Origin of the sequence: Streptococcus equinus ATCC 9812 (genome assembly GCF_000187265.1) — a bacterium.
In the GTDB taxonomy this organism is placed as follows: Bacteria; Bacillota; Bacilli; order Lactobacillales; family Streptococcaceae; genus Streptococcus; species Streptococcus equinus.
Map to the genome: position 1 here is coordinate 1218924 of NZ_GL698429.1, position 25814 is coordinate 1244737.

Here is a 25814-nt window from a genome sequence, read left to right on the forward strand (position 1 = left end):
ATTCATGAAACTGTGGTAAATCGTATTATTTCTTTTTATCTAATGATTTCTTGATAGTATCGATAGCTTCTTCTGAGCCTTCTTTGAGGTCATCAACCAATTCTTTTCCCTTAGCAATTGTCTTTTCAACAAAGCCTTCAGCTTCTAGCTTTTTATTACCAGTTACTTTTCCCAAACCTTGTTTGAGACCGCCTTTAACTTGATCTAATTTTGCTTTATATTTTTCGTCAGACATACATGTGCCCTCTAATCTTTAAGTTACTTAAAGACTAGCATTTTTGATTAAATAAGTAAAGCATCCGCTTTCAAAAAACACAAAATAAAAGCCGCCAGACTCGAGCACTGGCGGATGATTTATCATTATGCAGATAAAACTTTACGTCCTTTACGACGACGAGCAGCAAGCACGCGACGTCCGTTTTTAGTTGACATACGGTGACGGAATCCGTGTTTACGTTGACGACGGATTTTACTTGGTTGATAAGTACGTTTCACGATGAATACCTCCTCATAGATTTTCGTATTCGTTTAGCCGGCTATATTTGATCAGTTACTAAACATACTCTACTATTTTATAATAAGTATGGCTAGCTGTCAAGCACTACTTATTTTTTTCCTGTAGTTTCTGATTAATATTTTTCACACGATAATTAAAATTAATATAAATCACAAGCCAAATAACTAGGTAAATCAAGGTAAATTCTACCAAAAAACCCCATGACCAAAAGAAACTTATCGTGATGCCATTCATCAAATTTAACCAGCTATTAATGCTGTAAACCAAACAAAAATGAATTATAATTTTCCAAGTCATAGCAAAAGCTTCTGCCTCAAAAATCATACTAACTAACCCAATCAAACCACTTGTAAAAACAACATTAGCAATCTGCTGAACCGTCTGTGTCTTTGCACCACTTTGCCACAAAAAGAAAAGATAACAAAGACCCCCAAAACCTATTCCAATTAATATAAACAATCGCACGTTTAATAAATTTCATCAGGCACATCTCACAATCCCAAAGCTTTTTCTAAATCTGACAAATAACGACGACTGACGTCTGTCTTAATATCATTTGTCAAAAGAGCCAACATATTGCCCGAGAGACTACTCTCTAAAGCTTTTAAATGATTGATATTAAGCACAGCATGCTTTGATACTTGTACAAAATCAGGGTTGTTCAGGCGAGAACGAAACTTGTAGAGTCGGTCGTTAGTCACAAGCCTTCCGTGTCTTGTCTCTAAAATCAAAGAACTTCCGTCAACATCTATCAAAATTAAATCTAACACGCGCAACAACTCTGTACGCATAGTCGTTTTTACTGGTAAAACTTCCGTTTTTTCCTGATTAAATCTTGCTAAATAATCTAAAACATCTTGGACAGCTTGATCGTATTTTCCACTTCGGACCAAAACTTCAATAGTCTCCTTTGGCAAACTGCTATCCTCTTCAAACTAGTAGTGCACCCTTCAACTCCTCTTATTTATTTTTAGTCAACGAGAATCGCTCAAGATATAAACTTAGCGCCAAAAGAACGATTATCCCACAAATAACAAGGCTCACTAGGAGCATTTCTTGATTTAAGGTCGTTAAGTTTTTTAATTTCAAACCAATTCCTAAAAATTCCTTGGCATCTGCGTTTACAGCGTCTTTTGCAATCAAAAGCTGACGATAAGCAGCTGATACATAGGCTGCAGGTGTTAATTTGACCACTTTTTGTGCAAAATCAGGCAAAGCCCCAATCGGCATATAAACCCCAACAAGAAAACCTGAAACTGTTCCTACAATGGTTGAGAGAGCTTCGTCTGTCGTTAAAGTTTTGACAAATTGCAAAACAAGTAAAGCAAAACCTGCTCCCATGATTGAACTCAAAAGCATGATTAAAAGCATTTGAGGCAAGTGTTCAAACCCAAAACTAATGCCATCTTGCCAGTAAAAATAAAGTTTCATGATAGCTAACATGACTAGCTGCATGATAAAACCAATCAAGCTAGATGAAATGAGATAGCCAAGATAAAGTTTTAATTGTGAAATATCTGTCAACAAGAAATCTTCCAACTTATGACTCGCCTTGTCTTGCACCAAGCAAGAAATCCCTGTCCACGTTGTTGTCATGCTGGTCACTGCAAGTGTACCGCCCAAGACCCAATTATCAAGCAGCTCTTCCAGATTTGGTGTTCCAGCAAAAGAATCCTGCATATTTTTCTGCAAAAAAATCACATAAAGAATAAAAGCAATCAAAGCTCCCAAAAGTGAGAAAAAGACACTTGCTTTATTTGAAAAATAGAGCTGTAAATTGCGTTTTGTCATCGCCCACATATTAAGCCATCTCCCTTCCCGTAATACTCAAAAAGACATCATTGATATTTGCTTTAACATAATCAAAATCATTAATCGCTGCGCGCTTATCAGATAAAATTTGCAAAGCTTCTTTTGAATCATTAATAACAAGCTTCAATTGGCCATTTCCCAAAAGCTGATACGCTACGTCCGAAAATGCTGATATATCACTCGCATCAACGAGCAAGTATGGTTTAGAATAAGCTTCCTTCAGCTCCTTAGCAGAGCCTTTAGCCAAAACCTTACCACGGTCGATAATATAAGCCATATCGGCATTTTCAGCCTCTTCAAGATAATGAGTAGTCAAGAAGATTGTCAACTTTTCTTCACGCTGCAAGCGACGTAACAACTCCCAAATCGCCTTGCGTGTCTGAATATCAAGACCAGTCGTCGGCTCATCCAAGAAAAGAAGATTAGGTTTGTTCAAGAGTGCTCGCACAATATCAACTCGACGACGTTGGCCACCTGATAGCGTTCCATAAGCTTGATTGAGAAAATCCTCAATACCAGTCAGATGAATCAGCTTTTCCATCCAATTCTTATCACGATTGCGATAAAGCGATTGGCGGCTCTTTAAATTGTCCAAAACACTTAGCTCAGCATCAAGCACACTGTCTTGGAAAACCATTCCGATTTTCAGATTTGGAGATAATTCAATCTCACCAGATGTTGGTTTTAACAAGCCTGTCAACATCTTCATCGTTATTGATTTTCCGGCACCATTTGTCCCGATATAAGCCAGTAATTTTCCTTCTTCTACCTCTAAATTCAAGTGGTCAATAACCGTTTTATTTCCGAATGTTTTAACCAGATTCTTTGTCCTAATTAACATAGCCGTCCTCCCTTTTGACATTATTTTATCAAATAAAGACCTGAAATGAAAGCTTTTTCAGTAAGCGGTTAAAAATAATTGCTAAGCGGTAAAATAAAAAGCCCTTAAAGGGCTTTTTTTATCTAACAGCTGTCACAACAACGTAGCGATTTGGGTCATTTCCTTCTGAATAGCTGTCTACGCCTTCGATACCAGTAATGGTTTTGTGAACAATTTTGCGCTCGCTATTGCTCATTGGATCCATGACATAATCTTTACCTGTTTCAAGCACACGGCTTGCTGCTTTACGAGTAAATTCAATCAATGTTTCTGTGCGGTGTTCAACGTAATCATGAACATTTAAAATCACAGAGAAATTCTTTGAGTAACGGTCATGTAGGAAATTTTGTGAAAGTAATTGAAGAGATTTCAAAACCTTACCATGATAACCAATCACACGACCAGCTTCTGGTGTTTCGATTTGCAAATTGATTTGGCGACGATTGTGGCTAGTCTCAACAGTTGCCTCAATGTCCATTTCGTAAATGATTTTTTTAACATATTCAGCAACTTCTTCAGTCGCTTTTTCAATGTCTTTACTCAATTCACGTTGATCTGGAAACTCACTTACAACAAATTCTTCAAAGCTTTGTTCAGAACGAACAGGTTTTGGAACATCTGAAACTTCGACAACTTCAGGTGTTTTTTCAGTTTCTGCTTCATTAACTTTTTCAAGAGCTTCTAAGACTTCTGTGTGACCTGCTTCCTCAAGAATAGTTTGTGTTTTTTTCTTGTGCATAACGATATCTTCTTTGACAGAATCATCGATGACTTCGCCACGCTCTTCCATTTTCTTGATGATACCAGTTACTTTTCGAAGTTCCATAGTATCTTCAAATTTTGATGAAACAGGTTCATTTTTTTGATTAACTTCTTCAGGCACACCTTTGACAGCTTTTTGGTTAGCACGGTGTGCAGTCACTTCGTTAATGCCTTCAATATCTACTTGAGCAGGTTTCTTCCCAAAACCAAAGAAACCTTTTTTCTCACGAGAAACAACTTTAATATGAGCTTTGAGACGTGAAAGGTTTAATTCCTTCAAACCTTTTTCAATAGCATCTTCAACAGTTCGACCTGTGAATATTACCATATTTTTATCCTCTTACTTTCTTCTCTTTTGCGCTTTCTTCTTAGCACGACGAATTTTAGCGGCACGTTCTTTTTCAGCTTCTTCTTCTGCTTTACGCTTAGCAATAATTTTAAACGGATTGTTCAATACAAGAACTTGGAAAACTTGGAAAGCGTAAGAAACTGACCAATAAAGCACAACCCCTGATGCCAAACGGAAAGCTAGGAAGAAAATCATGATTGGCATCACGTAAGTCATCATCGTCATTGCCATGTTTTTCTCGCGCGCAGCTTTATTACTCAACCAAGTTGAAAGGAAAGTAAAGAAAGCAGCCAAGACTGGCAAGATATAGTATGGGTCTGGTTGTGACAATTCAATCCACAAGAAAGTTCCAGTTTTTAGGAAAGCAACACGAGTTAATGCTTGGTACAAAGCCATCAAAATTGGCAATTGAATCACTAATGGAAGCATTGTCGCATATGGATTAACACCATATTCTTTATAAAGAGCTTGACTTTCCTCAGTCAACTTCATGCGGCTGTCAGTATCACGACCAGGATATTTTTCTTGTAATTTTTTAAGCTCTGGCTGCAAATCTTGCATTTTTTGACTAGATTTGATTTGCATATTAAACAATGGCATCAAGATTGCTCGAATGATAATTGTAAAGAGAATAATCCCCACACCAATACGACCATTAATTGAAAGCCATTGAATAGCCTTGGCAAAGAAGTAAACGATTTGTTCCCAACCATTTGTTGAGGAAGCGGTTACTTCGCTGCGCCCACAAGCAGCCAAAAGACCTAAAGTAAGACTACTTAATCCTAATAATTTAATCTTTCTTTTCACTATTGAGACCTTCCTGATATAAATTAGCAAGTTTTAAAACGTGCAATAGATTTTTTTTCACTTCATGGTAATCAAGTTCCTCGACACCTTTACGCGCAATGATGACAAAGTCCTGATTAATCAAGTTTGGTGACAATTCCATGATAACGTGTCGAATTTTTCGTTTAATGTTATTACGAGTGACAGCGTTACCAAGTTTCTTGCTCACAGAAAGCCCTACTCGATAGTGGCTCTGATTTTTTTCTAAATGATAAAGGACAAATTTTCGGTTAGCAACACTTGATCCTTTGCTAAAAATCGCCTGAAAATCTTTGTCACTTTTGACACGATAGGTTTTCTTCAACGTACGACTCCATTCTAAATTATTTTTATTATACCATAAAAATCGAAAAAAGCCCTAACCTCTAAGAAGTTTGGGCTTATTATCTTTAAAATATTTTTATTGGAATCTATGCTCAGCGTTTTTTTAGTCAAAATGACAGTCGATTGAGTTTTTATAAAGCTTTTTTTGCTAATTCAATTTGCCATTTTACTTGGTCAAAACCAGTTCCGCCAAGAGAGTGACGGCGTTCAACTGCCGTATGAGATTTGAGAGTTTCATAGATATCTTCCTCAATCAAATCAGAAATTTCTTGGTAACGTTCAAACGGCACATCTTGCAAATAATAACCTGCTTTTGTGCATTCAAGAACTAATTTACCAACAATTTCATGCGCTTGACGGAAAGGAAGTCCTTTGCTAGCAAGATAGTCAGCCAATTCTGTCGCATTTGAGAAATCTTTTTCAGTCGATTCTGCCATGTGTTCTTTATTAACGGTCATGGTTTTTAGCATGCCAGCTAAAATATCAATAGCCACCGTAATGGTTTCAACCGTATCAAACATGCCTTCTTTATCTTCTTGAAGGTCTTTATTATAAGCTAATGGCAAAGATTTCATAACTGTCAAAAGCCCAAAGAGATTGCCATAAACACGACCTGATTTCCCACGAATTAATTCTGCCATGTCAGGATTTTTCTTTTGTGGCATGATAGATGAACCCGTTGAGAACGTATCTGAAAGAGTCACAAATTTGAATTCATTTGAACACCAGCTGATGATTTCTTCACAGATACGACTCATATGCATCATCAAAATCGAACTATTTGCCAAAAATTCCAAGATAAAATCACGGTCAGACACAGCATCGAGGGAGTTGCTGTAGGGTTTGGCAAAGCCCATAAGCCGTGCTGTCATTTCACGGTCAATCGGGAAAGTTGTCCCAGCAAGAGCAGCCGCACCAAGCGGTGACAAATCAGCATGATTCACGTTAAACTCAAAGCGCTCGCTATCACGGGTAAACATATTGTAGTACGCCATCAAGTGATGCCCAAATGAAATCGGCTGTGCATGTTGCAAATGCGTGTAACCTGGCATGATTGTGTAAACGTGCTCTTCAGCCAAATCAACTAAAGTCTTACGCAAATTGCCAAGTTTTCCAATCACTTCATCAAGCTTAGCTTTCAAGTACAAGTGCATATCAGTTGCAACTTGGTCATTACGCGAACGTGCTGTGTGCAATTTCCCAGCCACAGGACCGATTTTTGCTGTCAAAAGACTTTCCATATTCATGTGAATGTCTTCATTTGACACGTCAAATTCAATCTTTCCAGCCTTGTATTCTTCAAGAAGTTCTTCAAGACCTGCCTTGATTTGAGCTGCTTCATCTTTTGTGATAATTCCTGTTTCACCAAGCATTGTCACGTGTGCAATGGAACCTTTCAAATCAAATTCTGCCATTTTTTGGTCAAAAGAAATCGATGCACCAAATTCCTCAACCCATTTTTCAAGACCAGCTTCAAACCGCCCGCCCCATAATTTATGATTTTCTGTTGTCATATCACTGATACAATGAACCACCAAAGCTGGCGTTCAAAGCCTTTCTCTTTTCTTATTTCAATTAACAAATAAGTCCTAGGAGCTACCAAGGACTTATGATGTGTTGCCTCACTGGGCGAATGTCTTAAATAAATCTCACAGGATATCATTATTTAAGCTCGATGCCACTCTCTGTTGACACTAACGAGTGTTTGGTAAGTTATAAGAAAAGAGTCTCAGATGGGGCTCCCTGTCCCCTTTTATCTGAAATTTTCTTTTCTTTTTATACTTTTATTGTTTATTTGGCTGTGACTTGTTCACGCCCATGTTTTTCTTTTCTTTTTCATAATCGACTGCTTAATCAGATGATTTATTTGTTGTTAACTTGTGAGTTAACTTGAGTTGGTAGTCCCCAAAGTTTGATGAAGCCTACAGCTGCATCTTGGTCGAAGCTATCAGCTGATGTGTATGTTGCCAAGTTTTCGTCGTAAAGTGAATTTGGTGATTTACGAGCAACAACTTTTGCTGAACCTTTGTACAATTTGACTTTTGCAGTACCATTAACAACTTTTTGTGTTTCTTTGATGTAGGCAATAATAGCTTTTGTTGCTGGGCTGAACCACAAAGCATTATAGATAAGATTTGACAATTCATTTTCAAGAATTGGTTTGAAATGAGATACTTCACGAACAAGTGTGATATCTTCGATTTCTTTGTGAGCTGTCAAAAGAGTAATCGCACCTGGGCACTCATAAATCTCACGTGATTTGATACCAACCAAACGATTTTCAACGTGGTCGATACGACCGATACCGTGTTTGCCAGCGATAGCATTTACTTCTTGGATAAGGACAGCAAGTTTCATTTCTTTGCCATTAAGAGCGACTGGCTTACCTTCTTTGAATTCGATATCGATAAATTCTGGTGTGTTAGGAGCTTCTTCTGGTGAAGTTGTGATACCAAAAGCGTCTTCTGGAGCTTGATTCCATGGATTTTCAAGGACACCACATTCGTTAGCACGACCCCAAAGGTTTTGGTCAACTGAATATGGATTGTCAAGGTCAGCAGGAACTGGAACACCATTTGCCTTAGCATATTCAATCTCTTCTTCACGAGACCATTTCCATTCACGAACTGGAGCAATAACTTTCAATTCAGGGTCAAGCGCAGCGATTGCTACTTCGAAACGAACTTGGTCGTTACCTTTACCAGTACAACCGTGAGCGATTGTTGTCGCACCAGTTTTATGAGCGATTTCTACCAATTTTTTAGAAATCACTGGACGGCTAAGCGCTGATACCAATGGGTATTTTTGTTCGTAGTAAGCATGAGCTTGAAGTGCTGGAAGAACATACTCTTCAGCGAATTCATCTTTAACATCAAGAACATAAGATTCAACCGCACCAACTTTAAGAGCTTTATCATGAATAAAATCAAGGTCTTTACCTTCGCCGACGTCCACACAAACCGCAACGACATCATAATCTTTCATAAGCCAAGTAATAGCAACTGAAGTATCAAGACCACCTGAGTACGCAAGGATAACTTTTTCTTTTGACATAGGAATACTCTCTTTTCTTATTTTGTGTTTTTATCAACTTTATGTGTATAATTATACGCACACCAAATATCTTTGTCAAGAATTTTTTTGAATATTTTTTCAAAAAACTTGTGATTTTTATGGTTTTATAACAAATATACAGTATATATACAAATGTTCAATGATTTTATGCAAAAAAATCTCCCCAGCTGAGCTAGGGAGATATGTATTATTTCAATTATAGAATTTTTTCAAATCGTTCTGTGTAGAACAGTGCTGCTGTCATTACTATTGTACAAACGAATAGGCAAAGTGCTGCTACTGTCCATGAACCAAAAAGGTCAAAGCTATAACCAAAGAGCGTTGGTCCGAAGGCTGCTAGCAAGTAACCACCTGATTGTACCATACCTGATAATTGTGCTGTTTGACTTGGTGTATGTGATTTCATTGAGAAAGCCACAAGCATGTATGGGAAAAGGGCGCTAACTGCGATACCAATAAGAATATTCACAATCAACCAGTAAGTAAAGCTGCTAGTTTGGAACAAGAGCATACCAGTACCTGCAATACCGCAAATTGATACGATGGCAAGCATGATTTTACGATTTTTACTTGAAAGACTAGTTGTCAATGTTGGAATAGTCAATGAGAATGGCAAGCTCATCAATGAGTAAATTGAAGCTAAAATTCCCGCTGCTTCGCTTGAAACGCCTGCTTGGCTAGCCATTGTTGGCAACCATGTCATCCCTGTGTAGAAAAGAAGTGATTGCAAACCACCAAAGATAAGAAGGGCAATTGCCGCTTTGTTTTTCCAAAGAGATGCTGAGTGTGTGTGTTCATCCTTTTCTGTCATATGATTATGGAAAGTATTTGGAAACCAAACAGCTAACGCAAGCAAAATCAAGAGACTAAGAATAACGATTAGCCCTTTCCAAGAAGTCATTTTAACAATCGGCACAGCGACTGATGAGGCAACTGATGAGGCAATCCCCATAGCTGTTGTATAAACCGTTGTTAACAACCCAATACGACATGGTTGGTTTGCTAAAATGATACTTGGGAACAAAACGTTCATCATGGCAATGCTGATACCGATAATCATCGTACCAATGTACAGACTTGGAAGGTTAAATACACGCATGATTGACCCTGCGAAAAGTGCAACCAAAACCATAGTGAATAATTTTTCAAGTCCAAACTTGTCTGCTAGACGCGGTGCCAAAGATGAGCAAAACGCAAACATAATCAATGGAATACTAGTTAAAATCCCTAATGAATTCACAGAGACACCCAAACCATCTGCCACATCACTTAGGACAGTTGGAATAGTAGTAAAAGGAATACGCATTACGGCACCTACTAGGATAATCCCTGGAACAAAAAAGATTGAATGGTCTTTTTTCATGTAACCCCTCTTAACTTATAAATAACAATTTTTTAAAGCCTATTATAGCAGGAACTGAGGCTTTTTAGAATAGGAAAAATCAAAGAGAACGTTTTTCACAAGCAATTAAAATCTTTCTAAAAATTCACAATATAATATATAGATAAAAATACATTTTTTAAAATAACAAAAAAACCTGAGAAAAACTCAGGCTTTTTATCTATTATTTCAAGCTGTTAAGCATGTTTTCAATGTGTTCAATTGATTTTTCACGACCAAGAAGGTAGATAGTATCTGGAAGTTCTGGACCGTGCATTTCACCTGAAACGGCGATACGAATTGGCATGAAGAGATTTTTACCTTTGATACCAGTTTCTTTTTGAACAGCTTTGATTTGTGGGAAGATGTTTTCTGATTTGAAATTTTCATCACTCATAGCTTCAAGTTTAGCTTTGAAAGCTTCAAGAACCGTAGGAACTGTTTCACCAGCCATAAATTCTTTTTCAGCATCTGTCAATTCTGGGAAATCTTCAAAGAACAAGTCAGTCAATGGAATGATTTCATCAACAGATTTCATTTGTGGTTTGTAAAGTTCAACCAATTTTTCAGCTTTGTCAGTTAAACGACCAGCTTCTTCCAAGAATGGTTTAGCCATTGCAAAGATTGTATCGAAATCTGCGTTCTTGATGTATTCGTTGCTCATCCAGTCCATTTTCTTTTGGTCAAATGCAGCTGGAGATTTGCTCAAACGGTGTTCATCAAAGAGTTTGATTAATTCTTCACGTGAGAAGATTTCATCTTCACCACCAGGGTTCCAACCAAGAAGAGCGATGAAGTTGAATACTGCTTCTGGCATGTAACCTTTTTTACGGTAGTCTTCGATGAATTGAAGAGTGTTTGTATCACGTTTTGACAATTTTTTACCAGTTTCAGAGTTGATAATCAATGTCATGTGACCAAATTCTGGTGCTTCCCAACCAAGTGCTTCGTAAACCATCAATTGTTTTGGTGTGTTTGCGATGTGGTCATCACCACGGATAACGTGAGAGATTTCCATCAAGTGGTCATCGATAACAACGGCAAAGTTGTATGTTGGGTAACCATCTTTTTTCTGGATAACCCAGTCACCACCGACGTTTCCACCTTCAAATTCGATGTCGCCTTTAACGATATCATGCCATTTGTAGATACCTGATTCGTTAACAGCCAAACGAACTGTAGGAATGATTCCTTTTGCTTGACGCTCTGCGATGTAAGCTGCTTTTTCTTCTTCAGACATACCAAGGAATTCGTTGATGTAACGAGGTGTTTCACCAGCAGCTTCTTGGCGTTCACGTTCTGCAGCTAATTCTTCTTCAGTAACGTATGATTTATAAGCTTTACCTTCAGCCAACAATTGGTCGATGTATTTTTGGTAGATGTCCAAACGTTCTGATTGGCGGTATTTTTCGTGAGTTTGTGGGCTTTCGTCCCAATCCATTCCCAACCATTTAAGGTTTTCCAATTGTGAACGTTCACCGTCTTCGACATGACGTTTACGGTCAGTATCTTCAATACGGATAACAAAATCACCACCGTAGTGACGAGCGTAAAGATAATTAAAGAGCGCAGTACGCGCATTTCCGATGTGTAAAAGTCCTGTTGGACTTGGTGCATAACGCACGCGAATTTTCTTAGGCATTTTTGTCTCCTGTTAAAATTTCAATCGTTTCTATTATAGCACAATCTTTAGTCTTGAAACAAAAAATCAGCTGAAAACAGCTGATTTCTAACATATCTTTCTATAAATTATCACTGTCTAAAGGCTGTAAAACTTTTAAAGCACTTTCACACTTTGCCAGTTTATCATCACAAACATCCTATGGCAAATCATTGCCTGCAGCTAAATAGATTTCGTACCATTCTTTTCGTGTTAGAACAATGTCTGCTGCTTTAGCTGCTTGGGCAACTCGCTCAGATTTTGTTGTCCCGATGACAGCTTGCATCTGCGCTGGGTAGCGAAGTACCAAGCAATAGCAATCGCTGACGGCGTCACTTGATATTTTTCTGCTAAGCGTTCCAAAACGCGATTCAATTCAGGGTATTTTTCTGAACCCAAGAACACACCGCCAAAATAGTCAAACTGAAGCACTGACCAAGCTTGAATCACTACATCATTTAAGCGACAATATTCAAAAATACTGCTGTCGCGGACAATTCCTGCATCTTGCTTCATATTGACATGAAATCCTGCATCAAAACTTGGCGTAAATGCTGCGCTCAACTGCAATTGATTAGCTACCAAAGGTTGCTTGACATCTTTTTTAATCAACTCCATCATCATCGGATTTTGATTTGAGACACCAAAATCAATCACTTTACCTTGAGCTTTCAAAATATCAAAAGCTTCAGCGATTTCTTCTGGTTCCATGAGGGCATCAGGTCGATGCAATAAAAGCGAGTCAATGTAATCCACGCCAAGACGTTCTAAAATCCCATCAACAGCTTCTAGGATATGCTCTTTTGAAAAATCAAAATAAGTAAAGTCTTCCATTCGGATGCCACATTTTGATTGAATCCACATCTTTTCACGCAAATCGGGACGACGCTTCAATACTTCACCCAAAATACGTTCACATTCTCCGTGCCCATAGCAATCCGCAATGTCAAAAGCATTGATACCAACAGCTAAAGCTGACTCAATCAATTCTTCAACCTGATCGACAGTCATCTCTGAAATACGCATCAAGCCCAAAACAACTTCTGAAATTTCCACCTGACGTTCACCAAATTTAATATATCTCATCTTTTTCCTCTTCTAAAAAATTTACAGTCTAAACAAGGACTTCACTAATACGACCTGTATCGACATCATAAATAGCACCTGAAATCTCAATATCATCAGGAATCAAAGGAGAATTGCGCAGTTTCATAACATCCTCACGAACACTTTCTTCCACATCAGAAAACGGCAAGAAGTCTTTTCCATGAACATCAACACCTAAATCACGCTCAAGCTGTTTGGCAAAATCTTCATTGCTGAGTCCTTGCATGCCGCAATCTGTATGGTGCAAAACGACAATTTCGCGTGTACCAAGTTGCTGCTCTGAAATGACCAACGAACGAATGGTATCATCTGTCACGCGCCCACCTGCGTTCCGCAAAATATGGGCATCACCAAGCGCCAAACCAAGCGCATGCGCAACGTGCAGACGTGAGTCCATACAAGTCACAATGGCAACATGAGTTTTTGGTTTTTGTGGCAAATGCGCCGTACCATGTAAATCTGCATAAGCTTGATTGGTCTTTAAAAATTTTTCAAAATAAGACATAAAAGTCCTCCTAACATGTATCTATGAGAGCGTTTTTATCATCTTATCATTTTTAGAACAACTTATCACTTAAAACGACTTGGCACAAAAAAGAGGAGTAACCTCCTCTGCATTTCTATTTAAAAACTTTCTTAAGAACTTCTCCAACAGTTGTCACACCAACAACTTCAATAGATGATGGCATATCAATACCAACTAAAGAATTTTTCGGTGCGTAAACTTTTGTAAAGCCAAGCTTAGCTGCTTCATTGATACGTTGTTCAATACGAGTGACGCGACGAATTTCACCTGTCAAACCAATTTCGCCGATAAAAGCTTCTTGTGGATTTGTCGGCTTTTCTTTGTAGCTTGACGCAATAGCTACCGCTACTGCCAAGTCAATCGCTGGCTCATCAAGTTTGACACCACCAGCAGATTTGAGATAAGCATCTTGATTTTGCAATAAAAGCCCACAACGTTTTTCAAGTACCGCCATAATCAGACTAACGCGATTGAAATCAAGCCCAGTCGTTGTGCGTTTGGCATTTCCAAAAACAGTCGGTGTCACCAAAGCTTGAACCTCCGCCAAAATCGGACGACTACCTTCCATGGTTACCACGATAGCTGAACCAGTCGCGCCATCCAAGCGTTCTTCCAAGAAAACTTGGCTCGGATTAAGCACTTCAACCAGCCCACCAGATTGCATTTCAAAAATGCCGATTTCGTTAGTTGAACCAAAACGGTTTTTCACTGCACGCAAGATACGGAAGGTATGATGGCGTTCACCCTCAAAATAAAGCACCGTATCCACCATATGCTCAAGCATACGCGGACCAGCAAGCTGTCCTTCCTTAGTCACGTGACCAACGATAAAGGTTGCGATGTTATTAGTCTTAGCTAACTGCATGAGCTCTGCCGTCACTTCGCGCACTTGAGATACCGAACCTTGGACTCCTGAAATATCAGGACTCATAATCGTTTGAATCGAGTCAATAATTAAGAAATCAGGCTGGATTTGCTCAATCTGCGCACGGATAGCTTGCATATTTGTCTCAGCATAAAGGTAAAATTCATTATCAATGTTGCCAAGACGTTCACTACGTAGTTTAATCTGCTCAGCTGATTCTTCCCCAGAAACGTAAAGAACCGTTCCTTTCTCTGCCAGCTGAATTGATACTTGCAAAAGCAAGGTTGATTTTCCGATACCTGGGTCACCACCGATAAGCACCAAACTGCCTGGCACCACACCGCCACCAAGCACGCGGTTAAATTCATCCATGCCAGTCTTTGTGCGTGAATAATTAATCGAGCTAACGTCCTTCAACTTAGTTGGTTTGCTCTTTTCACCTGTCAAACTGACACGCGCATTTTTAACCTCTTGTACTTCGACTTCTTCAACAAAAGATGTCCAAGACGAACAGTTTGGACAACGTCCTAGATATTTAGGAGAATGATAGCCGCACTCCTGACAAATAAACGTTGTTTTCTTCTTAGCGATAGCTCATTACCTCCTTTATATTTTTACCCTAAACCTTATTTTCCTGTTGAACCAAAGCCACCAGTACGAACGCCATCTGCTTCGTCACCATCAGCAACCAAGAAAGGCATGAAAACACCTTGAACAATGCGTTCGCCAGCTTTAATCACAACAGTTTCATCTGTGATATTTTTCATTTGCGCAAAGATATGACCTTCATTGGCTGGATTGCCATAGTAATCACCATCAATGACGCCAACAGAATTAATCAAAACCAACCCTTTTTTACGTGGGTTTGATGAGCGGTCAAAAAGATAAAGCACTTCGCCAGCTTGCATGTAAGCTTTAACCCCAGTTGGCACCAATTTGATTTCGCCAGGTGCGATTTCTGTCGTTTCCGCAGCTTTCAAATCATAACCAGCCGCATGTGCTGTTTCACGTTTTGGTAGCAATGCTTCATCTGTGAATTGTGAAACCAATTCAAACCCTCTAATTTTACTCATTTTGTCTCCTTAACTATTTATTCGTATTAAATTTCTTTGCCGTCAAATGTAAAGCGGATGTGTGGAAATTCTTTTTCACCGTCTTTTCCTACCATGAATTCCTTAGCTTCTTTTTTGATTTGATTCAAATCAACGCCTTGAATTTTTGCTGCAAAGACACAGCCACAGTAGCATTGACGATAGATGTCATACTCCTCACACATTTCAACTGAACGGCGGTAGCCATTATTTTTCTTGAAATCACTTGGCAAATACTTAGTCGCATAAACTTTTTGGACTTCGATTCCCACGCTGTTGATGACTTGGGAATTTTTGTGCGGGCTAATTGTCAAAGCACTGGCAAAGTAATCATATCCAAGCTCAACCGCCATTTTTGCCGCTTTATCCAAACGATAATCAAAACAAACCGTACAACGTTCGCCACCTTCAGGTTCGTCTTCTAGACCGTGAACCTTTTGAAAATATTCTGATGGGTCATAAGGTGCCTCAATGAAGTCAACATTATTTCCTGTTTTTTCATTAAAATCCGAGATGAATTTTTGCACCACATAAGCACGACGAAGGTACTCGTCTTTTGGATGAATATTTGAATTGGCAAAATAAACTGTCAAGTCAGCATACTGCGTCAAATATTCCAAAGTATATGTAGAGCACGGTGCACAGCAAACGTGGACAAGAATTTTTGGTCTTACTTCTTCTTGCGCCCAACGTTTAGCCATTTGTTGCATGACTCGGTCATAGTTGATTTTTTGATTGGGATTCATCTTAGATAGAATCTCTTCTAAATCAATCACAAAAATAGTCTTCCTTTCCAGTACTGATGAGGTCACCCCATTATACCATAAGTTATTTTTCAAAAAAATGGCAAAGATTTCTAATTAAAATAGAGCAAAAAAATGACAATTATCACCTGTTTTTTATAAACAAAGACAAACATAGACGTCTTATGATATAATGGAGATTGTAATCTTGCTCGTTTAAGAGAGGAGTAAAAATGACAAGACAAAAAGTTGCTGTCTTAGGGCCTGGTTCTTGGGGAACCGCTCTTGCACAAGTATTAAACGACAATGGACATGAAGTTTGTCTATGGGGAAATATCCCAGAACAAATCGAAGAATTAAATACGAAACATACTAACACTCGCTACTTCAAAGACATCACAATCTCTGAAGATATCAAAGCGACACTTGATTTAAAAAAAGCTCTTACAGACGTTGATGCTATCTTGTTTGTTGTTCCAACAAAAGTTACACGTTTGGTTGCAAAACAAGTTGCTGAAACACTTGATCACAAAGCAGTTATCATGCACGCTTCTAAAGGTCTTGAACCTGGAACACACGAACGCCTTTCAACTATTCTTGAGGAAGAAATTCCTGCCGAATTGCGTTCAGATATCGTTGTTGTTTCTGGACCAAGTCACGCTGAAGAAACAATCGTTCGTGATATCACTTTGATCACTGCTGCTTCTAAAAATCATGAAGCTGCTAAATACGTTCAAAAACTATTTAGTAACAACTACTTCCGTCTCTACACTAATACTGATGTTATCGGTGTAGAAACAGCTGGTGCTCTTAAGAATATCATTGCTGTTGGTGCCGGTGCACTTCACGGTCTTGGTTTCGGTGACAATGCTAAAGCAGCCGTTATCACACGTGGACTTGCTGAAATCACACGTCTCGGGGTTAAATTGGGAGCCAACCCACTCACTTACAGCGGACTTTCTGGTGTCGGAGACCTTATCGTAACAGGAACATCAGTTCACTCTCGTAACTGGCGAGCTGGTGATGCTCTTGGTCGTGGTGAAAAACTCGAAGACATCGAGAAAAATATGGGAATGGTTATCGAAGGCATTTCAACAACTAAAGTTGCTTATGAATTAGCTAAAGAATTGGATGTCTACATGCCAATCACAACTGCTATCTACAAAGTTATCTACGAAGGTGCTGATGTTCGTGATAGCATTCTTGGCATGATGTCAAATGATTTCCGCTCTGAAAACGAGTGGCACTAAAATTAGAATTGTAGTATAATTTAATTTAGCATAGTTTATTTATGAAAAGGAGTTCTCGTATGAATATGAGAAAAGTTAGAAAAGCCGTTATTCCCGCAGCTGGTCTTGGAACTCGTTTCTTGCCAGCTACAAAAGCACTCGCTAAAGAGATGCTTCCAATTGTTGATAAACCAACCATCCAATTTATCGTTGAAGAAGCCTTGAAATCAGGTATTGAAGATATCTTGGTTGTTACTGGTAAATCTAAACGTTCTATCGAAGATCATTTTGACTCAAACTTCGAACTAGAATACAATTTGGACCATAAAGGAAAAACAGACCTTCTTAAACTCGTTAACGATACAACAGCTATCAATCTTCACTTCATCCGTCAAAGTCACCCTCGTGGACTTGGTGATGCTGTCCTTCAAGCTAAAGCTTTTGTAGGCAACGAACCATTCGTCATTATGCTGGGTGATGACCTTATGGATATCAACAACGATAAAGCTGTACCACTTACAAAACAATTGATTAACGACTACGAAAACACGCATGCATCAACAATTGCTGTTATGCCTGTGCCACACGAAGAAGTTTCATCATACGGTGTTATCGCACCTCAAGGCGAAGGAAAAGACGGTCTTTACAGTGTTGAAACATTTGTTGAAAAACCAGCACCTGAAGATGCACCTAGTAATCTTGCTATCATCGGTCGCTACCTTCTTACTCCAGAAATCTTCAGCATTCTTGAAACTCAAGAACCTGGAGCTGGTAATGAAATTCAATTGACAGACGCTATCGATGCATTAAACAAAACTCAACGCGTCTTTGCACGTCAATTTAACGGTGACCGTTATGATGTCGGTGATAAATTCGGCTTCATGAAAACATCAATTGACTATGCCCTTCAACACCCCCAAATCAAAGATAACATGAAACAATATCTTATCGATTTAGGTAAAAAATTAGAAGGTCAATCAGACAAAAAAGATTCTAAATAATATACTATAAATTAAAAAAATTCCTCTAGATAATATCTAGGGGAATTTTTTAATGCAATGAAATCATAATCAAAAGCATACTCAGCACAACATATGTTGCCAACGCTAGCCAACGTTGCCATGGTTTAAACATATGTTTTTCCACAAGAGTTGGTAAAAAGATGGCACACAAAACACCACCAACAAGTCCACCAATGTGCCCTGCAATCCCGACACTTGGTGTGAATAAATTAAACAGCAAGTTAATCAAAATAAGCACTTGATAATTGCGACCTAGCTCTTTCAAATAAGGATTTCTTCCAAAATACCCAGCAACCATAATCGCCGCAAAAACACCGAAAAGCGATGTTGAAGCCCCCGCAGCAATCACGTTTGGCGTAAAGGAAAGCGTAAAGATATTCCCAACAATCCCTGATAAAACATACAAAGCTAAAAACTTATGATGTCCCCAAATTTGCTCTGCCAATTGTCCGACAAAATAAAGCGTCAACATATTAAAGAAAAAATGTTCCCATCCAATGTGCACAAAAATCGGTGTCACCAAACGCCATAATTGACTATGGTCGTACATGACATAGGAGCCATACATACCACCAGAATTAAAAATCGCTTGGGTAGATGTTGCATTGCCAAAATAAATCAATTGCATGGCTACAAAGACAAGTGTCGTCAGTACCAGCAAAAAAAGTGTCACAGGACTTTCCTTGATAACTTTTTTCATCGACTCAATACCTCCTTAACAGCTATGTCATGACTATCCGGCTGAAAATCAGCCTTTTGAAAATCATAAATCGTACTAATCGTATTTCCTTTATAATCTTTTAAATATCTATCGTAAAAACCACCGCCATATCCAATACGGTAACCATCATGATTAAACCCCACACCTGGCACATGAATCAAATCTATTTCAGATTTATCCACAGGTTTTCCACAATTAGGCTCCCATAAACCAAACTTGGTTTTAACCAGATGTTCGGGGTCATAAGCACAAAAAATCATTTTTCCTTTAGGATACGTTTTAGGAATAAGAATTTTTTTGCCGTCTTTTTCTGCTTGATTAATCAACAGTTGGGTGTCATATTCAAAATCAAAAGCCAAATAGGTCGCAATTATCTTTGCCTCTTTGTAAGCTTTTGTCTGTATAAAATCATCTAATAAAGTCTTATCTACCAAGGCTTTTTCACGTTTATCTTGTCCTTTCAAATTGGCAAGAATGTTCTTTCGTAAGGCTGCTTTTTCCATGCTTTTATGATAACACAAAACCGATATTTTACTCAGCAAAAACCTTAAAATTTACTTTGAGGTTTCTTTAAGGTTTCTTAGATATACTATATCTATCCTAAATAGCGGTTCTCCCAAACCGCTGGGAATTGGCTCTTTTGGAGTTATTCCCTTTTCATAAATCTCCTGGACATGATTGAAAAATCATGTCCTTCCCTTTTTAAGCCGCTAGCTCTCAATAGCGGCTTTTTTTATTTTTCAAATACAAGAAAGGGAGCAAGGCTAAAAACTTGCTACCTTTTTACTGACTTACTTTTTCTTTCAAGAAAGCTGAGATTTCACTAACCGCAAACGAAAGGGCTGCTTCATTTGGACTCATCTTAGGATGGTGAAGAGCGTAAGGTGTTTCAACGCCTAACCAGAACATCACTCCTGGAATTTTATTTAACAAATACCCAAAATCTTCTCCAGTCATAGCTGGTAAGCAGTCAATCAGATGTACAGCTTCGCGATTTCTAAAGAAATCCATAGCCTCACGCGCCAATTCAGGATTATTTTCCACAGGGAGATAACCACCCTGTTTCAAATTGACCTCTACTTCCATTCCAAAACTTGCTGCTACTCCTTTAGCAATCTCAGTTACACGTTTTTGAATTAAAAGGCTCATGTCTTGCGTCAAAGTACGAACAGTACCGTGCAGCTGCGCTGTTTCTGCAATGACATTATTCGTTGTCCCCGAATGAAATGACCCAAAAGTGACGACGCCACCTTGAATCGGGTCGACATTTCGACTGACAATTGTCTGAATCTGCGTGACAAAATAAGCTGCAGCAACCAAGGCATCGTTTGCTTCATGTGGAAAAGCCGCATGACCACCTTTTCCTTTGAAAGTTATCAACACCTCGCAAGTGCCTGCAAAAAGAGTCGAGGTATTTGTCGCGATATCCCCAACCTTAAAATCAGGTCGCACATGTAACCCGTAAAATTCATCTGGTTTCCAATCGCCAAATGCATTTTCTTGATACATGAGCATGCCACCAGCCTCATTTTCCTCAGCTGGTTGAAAAAGAAAGAGTAGATTGTTCTTTGGTTGTGTTTGCACCAATTCATCTAACAAACCAAGTGCAACGGTCATGTGCATATCATGTCCACAAGCATGCATACGCCCTTCATGTTGACTTGCAAATGAAAGACCAGTCTCTTCAACCACTGGCAGAGCATCTATATCTGTACGCCAACCAATTGTTTTTTGAGGAGCAGAACCTTTTAAAAAGACTAAAATCCCAGTTCGCCAAGTTCGTTGTTCCACAAAGTCTTTTCCCGCTGTGATTTCTGCGATACGCTCTAAAAGGTAAGCTTGCGTTTTAAATTCTTCCAAACCAATTTCTGGAATCTGATGTAAATCACGACGAATTTTAATTAAATCTAAAGTCATATGTTTTCCTTTATTTGTGAAAAGCTTGAGAAAACTCCCAAGCCTTTGAATCTCTTATTACAAATTGCGCAAAGCGTCTTCGAGTGCTGTTTTTTGTTGTGTTTTGGCATCAATTTCTTTAATGACACGCGCTGGAACACCTGCTACAACAACATTTTCAGGGACATCTTTGGTAACAATAGCTCCCGCAGCAACAACAGAACCATTACCGACTTGAACCCCTTCGATAACGACCGCATTAGCACCGACAAGAACGTTGTCTCCGATACGAACTGGATCAGCTGAAGCTGGTTCAATTACACCTGCAAGAACGGCACCTGCACCGATATGGCTATTTTTACCAACAATGGCACGACCACCAAGAACAGCACCCATATCAATCATTGTTCCTGCACCGATTTCAGCACCGATATTAATCACAGCTCCCATCATAACAACCGCATTGTCTTCTATTGTCACTTGGTCACGAATGATAGCCCCCGGTTCGATACGAGCGTTAATATGGCGTTTATCAAGCAATGGCACAGCTGAATTGCGACCATCTTGTTCAACAACGTAATCTTTATTTTCAGTCAAGTTTGCCAAAAGTGGCTCAATGTCTTTCCAATCACCAAAAAGCACATTACCAAGCTTAATGACACTTTCTGGAACAGCTGCTGCTAATTCACCTTCAAATGTCACTTTAACATTTGTTTTTTTCTCCGCATTTCCGATAAATGCGATAATTTCTTGAGCAGTCATTTTTTGTGCAGTCATATTTAAGATACCCAGAGCGTTGAAGCGGCTCACAGAGCCTTTCAATCGAAAAAAGTAAAGCAGAACATCTACTACTAACCAGTTTTCCCTTTTAGCTCAGATACAGTTATTCAAAACTCCCCTTGCTAAACACTCAAATCCTTCTAATTCAAATTTTATTATATAATTTACTATTATAACAAATATTCAGAAAATTTGGAAAGAAATTTGGTTATTTATTCACCTCGAATAATTTTTTCACGCAAAAAAGACCTCCTTCAGGAAGTCTTTCAAACAAACTCAGTTACTTACTGGAGTGAAAATCAATTTTGCTGAATCTGCTGGTACTGTATCATCTGTATTATAAAAAGAGGTTGTGATAATTTCTCCTTCAGATAGTTTAACAGCAACGTCCATATTACCTGGACTTAGAGATTGACTTCGTTCATCATCAGATTCCTCATTATAAATTCCTATATCCCAACCCAAGTTTTCAAATTCAGTATCCATCGTCATGTTTGTGCTTAAAGTATATGTCCCAGATGGAATATCTCTACCGACAACATAATTGCCAATGCCAATTTCATTTGATTGTGAAACATTCTCAACTGCTGTAAGTTTGATTTTAGAAATATTTGAAAAGTCTAAAGTGTCACCTTCAAATAATATAACTCTGATTACTGACGGAGAAGTTGTATCCCCACTGTCTGTCGAAGCACCAATCCAGTTGATATATAGTCCAGAATACATCTTACTTCTATCACCCACGATATTGCCATTGCCACCAGTAATCTCTAAATCATAGATTCCAGGCTTAATATCACCAGATTCCCCAACAGTAATTTTTCCAGTTATATATAACTCATCAGTAGAAACCGAAGAATCTGCCAATTTATTAATTTCTTCTAAGAAACTTGCTTCCTTGCTTGATTTAGTTTTAGAAGTAACTGTATTTCCTGTTTTATCTACACTTGTTGAATTATTCATAGCAGAATCAATCGCTGCACCATAGGCAGATTGAGTTATCAAAACAATGATAAATGCTAATATTGCAACAATAATGGAAACTAGTGATAAAACCTTTTTATTTTTTCTATTAATTATTACTGATATAACGCCTAGAACAAGAGCTACTAAAGCTAAAGCAGCTGAACCATTATTGATAAATGGCATCCAAGAAGTTAAAAGCGCTATTCCTCCTACAACAACCGCAATTATCGCAACAACTTTATGTTCATTATTTTTCTTTTCCATATTTTATTTCCAACGTTCTAAATTCTTACAATTACTCTTGAAACTTTTTCAAACTAGCAAGGTATAGTGAACCACCAATAATAGCTAAAATTCCACCAACCCAGCCTAAAAATGGGATAATTGCCAAAGCTCCTCCAACAATCAGCAATACATTAGGTGCTGAACCAATACGGTCGTCATCTTTATAATATACAGAACCTACAATTCCAAGAACTAAAATAGCAATTTTAACAAATAAAGCTAAAGTGCTAGCTAGTGTCGTTGAAGTGATTGAAATTGCTGAACCACCATTGTAAGCAGTATCAAGTGTAGTTGCAACATCATTTAATGCGCTTGCTGTGATAATAAAGACCGCTATTAGCAGAAAAATTCCTCCGACAAGTCCTACAATCCCGTTAATTAAAGCTAATTTTTTTGTTGTCATAATCGTACTCCTTTAAGTTATAAATTACACCATAAAATATTAATCATTATTATTCTTGGTTTCTTGTAATTTTTTCCATTTTAAGAATTCTTGAAATTCTTGATAATCTTCCTCACCAATAAAGCTTGAATCCTCTACACTTTTAGTAGTTTTATCATCTTCCATTGTTGGGGAAACAAAATCAACAACATTATTCACAATGGAATTTTTAGTCTCTATTTTTTTCTTTTTAAATGTTTTTCCAGACTTTATTGCAGCATCAGCATTAATCTTATTGTTAAATACATTACCTAAAATAGCACCTAAACCAACCCATTTTCCTGCTTTGGTAAGTCCATCGATAATTTGTGCTAAAACAGCTACCATAAGCATCAGAAACATGAGACTAAACATCATTGCAAAATCTCCAAATAATAGTTTGAGAAGTCCTGAAAAAATGATAACAATCGCTAAAATTCCAGAACAACCAAGTAAAGCTTTACCAACATTATTATTCATTTAGTTCACCATTCTTATTGTAAGGCTATTGCCATTTGATCTGTATATGATTTTAGACTGTCACGATAGTCCTTTAAATACTCTACTATACTGTCTTTTCCAGTAATTCTAGCATTTCCTAAAGAACCATACACTTCTTTTTGTGTTTCTACACTAGAAGTTACAGAATCTCTCATTGATTGATAAGATTCGGCATCTCCTAAACCATATTGTGAGACGACTGCTTCATAATTCGAAATGTATTCATTTACGATAGCTTCATACATTTTCAAATAGTCATTATAGGTTACAATACTTTCGATTGTTGAATCAGACGTATCTGTTGGATTAAAATCACTATTAACTGCTTCTGTTGAGCTTGATGAACTAGCCACAGTTTCAGTTGAAGAAACTAAATTAGTTGATTCAGTAGTGCTACTTGTTGAAGTGGTATCTTCCTTAGAAGAACAAGCAGAAAGAAATGAAACAGACAGTGCAGTTATAGCAATTAATGCTAGTTTATTTCTCATATTTTCATATCTCCATTTTCCTTAAAATTTTCCACAACCATTATATATATAATTTTGTCAATCGGTTTCAGAGAATTTTTTAAGGAAATTTTTCACGCAAAAAAGCTCCCTTACGGAAGCTTTTTTATCTATGTTAATGATGAATTAAAGACGTGCGTTCAATTCAGCTGACAAGTCTTCAAATCCTGGTTTACCAAGAAGAGCAAACATGTTTTTCTTGTATGCTTCTACACCTGGTTGGTTGAATGGGTTAACAGCATTAAGGTAACCTGAAAGACCGATAGCCAATTCGAAGAAGTAGATTGTGTAACCAAGAGTGAATTCATCTTGTTGAGGAAGTGTCAAGAACATGTTAGGAACACCACCGTCAGTGTGAGCAAGAAGAACACCGTCAGTTGCTTTTTTGTTTACGAAGTCAACGTCTTTACCTTGAAGGTATCCAAGACCATCAAGATCTTCTGACAATTCAGGGATAACAACGTTTTTACGTGGTTTATCAACACGAACAACTGTTTCGAAGATGTTACGGTAACCTTCTTGGATGAATTGTCCAAGTGAGTGAAGGTCTGTTGAGAAGTTAGCAGATGTTGGATAGATACCTTTTTGGTGTTTACCTTCTGATTCACCAGCTAATTGTTTCCACCATTCGCCGAAGTATTGAAGTGATGGTTCGTAGTTAGCCAAGATTTCAGTGATGTAACCTTTACGGTAAAGTACGTTACGAACTGCAGCGTATTGGTAAGCGATATTTTCTGAGATTTCAGCAGAAGTCAATTCTTTACGAGCAGCGTTAGCACCGTTCATAAGAGCTTCGATATCGATACCAGCAGCAGCGATTGGAAGAAGACCTACAGCAGTCAATACTGAGAAACGTCCACCAACGTTATCTGGAACAACAAATGTTTCCCAATCGTTAGCAACCGCTTCAACCTTAACAGCACCTTTAGCTTTATCTGTTGTAGCGTAGATACGTTTGTTAGCTTCTTCTTGACCGTATTTTTCAACTAGAAGTTCTTTGAAGACACGGAAAGCGATAGCTGGTTCAGTTGTAGTACCTGATTTAGAAATGATGTTAACAGAGAACTCTTTATCTTTAACATATTCAACAAGGTCTGCAAGGTAAGTTGAAGAAATTGAGTTACCAGCGTAAAGGATTTGAGGACCTTTACGATCTGCAGATGCTTGAAGGTTATAGAAGTGGTTGCTCAAGAAATCGATAGCAGCACGTGCTCCAAGGTATGAACCACCGATACCGATAACAACAAGAACTTCACTGTCTGATTGGATTTTAGCAGCAGCTTTTTGGATACGAGCAAATTCTTCTTTGTCGTAGTTTTCTGGAAGGTCTACCCAACCAAGGAAATCAGAACCAGGACCAGTACCTTTACGCAAATATTCGTCAGCAACGTTGACTTGTGTTTGCATGAAGTCGATTTCTTCTTGTTCGACGAATTGACCCAACAATTTTGAATAATCAAATTTAATATGTGTCATTACAAATACTCCTCAAAAAAAATTAAATTTCTCTTCTATATTACTCTTTTATGCATGATTTTTCAATGATTTT

28 protein-coding genes and 1 pseudogene are annotated in these 25814 nt (G+C 38.1%); 2 read left to right on the forward strand and 27 right to left on the reverse strand.

Translation table 11 applies throughout. From position 1 onward, the window contains the following. Positions 1-25 precede the first annotated feature (25 nt). The 18 genes and pseudogenes from HMPREF0819_RS05815 to HMPREF0819_RS05900 all read right to left on the reverse strand — a co-directional run bounded on the left by HMPREF0819_RS05815 (position 26) and on the right by HMPREF0819_RS05900 (position 15971). Positions 26-235, reverse strand: a complete 210-nt coding sequence (locus HMPREF0819_RS05815) for a CsbD family protein (protein ID WP_004233335.1) — start codon at positions 233-235, stop codon at positions 26-28. A 125-nt stretch (positions 236-360) separates the two neighbouring features. Continuing rightward, positions 361-495 carry a 50S ribosomal protein L34 gene (gene rpmH / locus HMPREF0819_RS05820; protein ID WP_002885866.1) on the reverse strand — a complete coding sequence of 45 codons (135 nt, stop codon included), beginning with the start codon at positions 493-495 and terminating at the stop codon, positions 361-363. A 106-nt stretch (positions 496-601) separates the two neighbouring features. Next, on the reverse strand, positions 602-925 hold the full coding sequence (locus tag HMPREF0819_RS05825; RefSeq protein ID WP_237393049.1) for a DUF3021 family protein: 324 nt from the start codon (positions 923-925) through the stop codon (positions 602-604). An 83-nt stretch (positions 926-1008) separates the two neighbouring features. Continuing rightward, a complete protein-coding gene (locus tag HMPREF0819_RS05830; protein ID WP_004233337.1) occupies positions 1009-1434 on the reverse strand; it encodes a LytTR family DNA-binding domain-containing protein in 426 nt (141 codons plus the stop codon). Between the two features lie 43 nt (positions 1435-1477). Next, the gene (locus HMPREF0819_RS05835) at positions 1478-2317 is read right to left on the reverse strand and encodes an ABC transporter permease (RefSeq protein WP_004233338.1); all 840 of its coding nucleotides are present in this window, start codon (positions 2315-2317) and stop codon (positions 1478-1480) included. A 1-nt stretch (position 2318) separates the two neighbouring features. Beyond that, entirely contained in the window at positions 2319-3170 is an 852-nt protein-coding gene (locus tag HMPREF0819_RS05840) for an ABC transporter ATP-binding protein (RefSeq protein ID WP_044023376.1), read from the reverse strand. A gap of 118 nt (positions 3171-3288) precedes the next feature. Beyond that, positions 3289-4299, reverse strand: a complete 1011-nt coding sequence (gene jag / locus HMPREF0819_RS05845; protein WP_004233340.1) for an RNA-binding cell elongation regulator Jag/EloR — start codon at positions 4297-4299, stop codon at positions 3289-3291. Between the two features lie 12 nt (positions 4300-4311). Beyond that, on the reverse strand, positions 4312-5127 hold the full coding sequence (locus tag HMPREF0819_RS05850) for a YidC/Oxa1 family membrane protein insertase (RefSeq protein WP_004233341.1): 816 nt from the start codon (positions 5125-5127) through the stop codon (positions 4312-4314). Beyond that, positions 5111-5470 carry a ribonuclease P protein component gene (gene rnpA / locus HMPREF0819_RS05855; protein WP_004233343.1) on the reverse strand — a complete coding sequence of 120 codons (360 nt, stop codon included), beginning with the start codon at positions 5468-5470 and terminating at the stop codon, positions 5111-5113. The genes HMPREF0819_RS05850 and rnpA overlap by 17 nt, the downstream gene beginning before the upstream one ends. Before the next feature lie 151 nt (positions 5471-5621). Then, entirely contained in the window at positions 5622-7004 is a 1383-nt protein-coding gene (gene argH / locus HMPREF0819_RS05860; protein WP_004233345.1) for an argininosuccinate lyase, read from the reverse strand. Positions 7005-7353: 349 nt separating this feature from the next. Continuing rightward, entirely contained in the window at positions 7354-8544 is a 1191-nt protein-coding gene (locus HMPREF0819_RS05865; protein WP_004233348.1) for an argininosuccinate synthase, read from the reverse strand. 217 nt (positions 8545-8761) lie between these two features. Next, positions 8762-9928, reverse strand: coding sequence for a CynX/NimT family MFS transporter (locus tag HMPREF0819_RS05870; RefSeq protein ID WP_004233350.1), 1167 nt, complete (start codon positions 9926-9928; stop codon positions 8762-8764). 202 nt (positions 9929-10130) lie between these two features. Next, entirely contained in the window at positions 10131-11588 is a 1458-nt protein-coding gene (gltX, locus tag HMPREF0819_RS05875; RefSeq protein ID WP_004233353.1) for a glutamate--tRNA ligase, read from the reverse strand. A gap of 178 nt (positions 11589-11766) precedes the next feature. After that, positions 11767-12692, reverse strand: a pseudogene (locus HMPREF0819_RS05880) (aldo/keto reductase). Positions 12693-12720: 28 nt separating this feature from the next. Beyond that, complete coding sequence (locus HMPREF0819_RS05885) at positions 12721-13218, reverse strand: beta-class carbonic anhydrase (protein WP_004233355.1); 498 nt, start codon at positions 13216-13218, stop codon at positions 12721-12723. Positions 13219-13333: 115 nt separating this feature from the next. Further along, complete coding sequence (gene radA, locus HMPREF0819_RS05890; protein ID WP_044023377.1) at positions 13334-14695, reverse strand: DNA repair protein RadA; 1362 nt, start codon at positions 14693-14695, stop codon at positions 13334-13336. 35 nt (positions 14696-14730) lie between these two features. Next, positions 14731-15177, reverse strand: a complete 447-nt coding sequence (locus HMPREF0819_RS05895) for a dUTP diphosphatase (protein WP_004233358.1) — start codon at positions 15175-15177, stop codon at positions 14731-14733. Positions 15178-15203: 26 nt separating this feature from the next. Next, the gene (locus HMPREF0819_RS05900) at positions 15204-15971 is read right to left on the reverse strand and encodes an epoxyqueuosine reductase QueH (protein ID WP_044023378.1); all 768 of its coding nucleotides are present in this window, start codon (positions 15969-15971) and stop codon (positions 15204-15206) included. Between the two features lie 200 nt (positions 15972-16171). Here HMPREF0819_RS05900 and HMPREF0819_RS05905 point away from each other — a divergent pair, with 200 nt between their 5' ends. Both HMPREF0819_RS05905 and galU read left to right on the forward strand, forming a co-directional pair. Beyond that, positions 16172-17188 (forward strand): NAD(P)H-dependent glycerol-3-phosphate dehydrogenase, encoded by a 1017-nt coding sequence (locus HMPREF0819_RS05905; RefSeq protein ID WP_004233362.1) that lies wholly within the window; start codon positions 16172-16174, stop codon positions 17186-17188. Between the two features lie 65 nt (positions 17189-17253). Beyond that, positions 17254-18168, forward strand: a complete 915-nt coding sequence (gene galU, locus HMPREF0819_RS05910) for a UTP--glucose-1-phosphate uridylyltransferase GalU (RefSeq protein WP_044023430.1) — start codon at positions 17254-17256, stop codon at positions 18166-18168. Between the two features lie 49 nt (positions 18169-18217). Here galU and HMPREF0819_RS05915 read toward each other — a convergent pair whose 3' ends face one another. The 9 genes from HMPREF0819_RS05915 to HMPREF0819_RS05955 form a co-directional block, all read right to left on the reverse strand. Next, the gene (locus tag HMPREF0819_RS05915) at positions 18218-18889 is read right to left on the reverse strand and encodes a rhomboid family intramembrane serine protease (RefSeq protein ID WP_004233369.1); all 672 of its coding nucleotides are present in this window, start codon (positions 18887-18889) and stop codon (positions 18218-18220) included. Next, positions 18886-19413 (reverse strand): 5-formyltetrahydrofolate cyclo-ligase, encoded by a 528-nt coding sequence (locus tag HMPREF0819_RS05920; RefSeq protein ID WP_004233371.1) that lies wholly within the window; start codon positions 19411-19413, stop codon positions 18886-18888. Before HMPREF0819_RS05920 ends, HMPREF0819_RS05915 begins: the two co-directional genes overlap by 4 nt. A gap of 280 nt (positions 19414-19693) precedes the next feature. After that, entirely contained in the window at positions 19694-20827 is a 1134-nt protein-coding gene (locus HMPREF0819_RS05925) for an N-acetyldiaminopimelate deacetylase (protein ID WP_004233372.1), read from the reverse strand. 57 nt (positions 20828-20884) lie between these two features. Continuing rightward, a complete protein-coding gene (dapD, locus tag HMPREF0819_RS05930; protein ID WP_004233376.1) occupies positions 20885-21583 on the reverse strand; it encodes a 2,3,4,5-tetrahydropyridine-2,6-dicarboxylate N-acetyltransferase in 699 nt (232 codons plus the stop codon). 279 nt (positions 21584-21862) lie between these two features. Next, positions 21863-22816 (reverse strand): hypothetical protein, encoded by a 954-nt coding sequence (locus HMPREF0819_RS05935; RefSeq protein WP_004233378.1) that lies wholly within the window; start codon positions 22814-22816, stop codon positions 21863-21865. Between the two features lie 31 nt (positions 22817-22847). Further along, entirely contained in the window at positions 22848-23240 is a 393-nt protein-coding gene (locus HMPREF0819_RS05940) for a hypothetical protein (RefSeq protein WP_004233381.1), read from the reverse strand. A gap of 39 nt (positions 23241-23279) precedes the next feature. Further along, entirely contained in the window at positions 23280-23738 is a 459-nt protein-coding gene (locus HMPREF0819_RS05945) for a hypothetical protein (protein WP_004233383.1), read from the reverse strand. 14 nt (positions 23739-23752) lie between these two features. Continuing rightward, positions 23753-24247, reverse strand: coding sequence for a hypothetical protein (locus HMPREF0819_RS05950; protein ID WP_004233384.1), 495 nt, complete (start codon positions 24245-24247; stop codon positions 23753-23755). Between the two features lie 144 nt (positions 24248-24391). Beyond that, positions 24392-25741: a glucose-6-phosphate isomerase gene (locus tag HMPREF0819_RS05955; RefSeq protein WP_004233386.1), complete on the reverse strand. Its 1350-nt coding sequence runs from the start codon at positions 25739-25741 to the stop codon at positions 24392-24394. Positions 25742-25814: the final 73 nt, after the last annotated feature.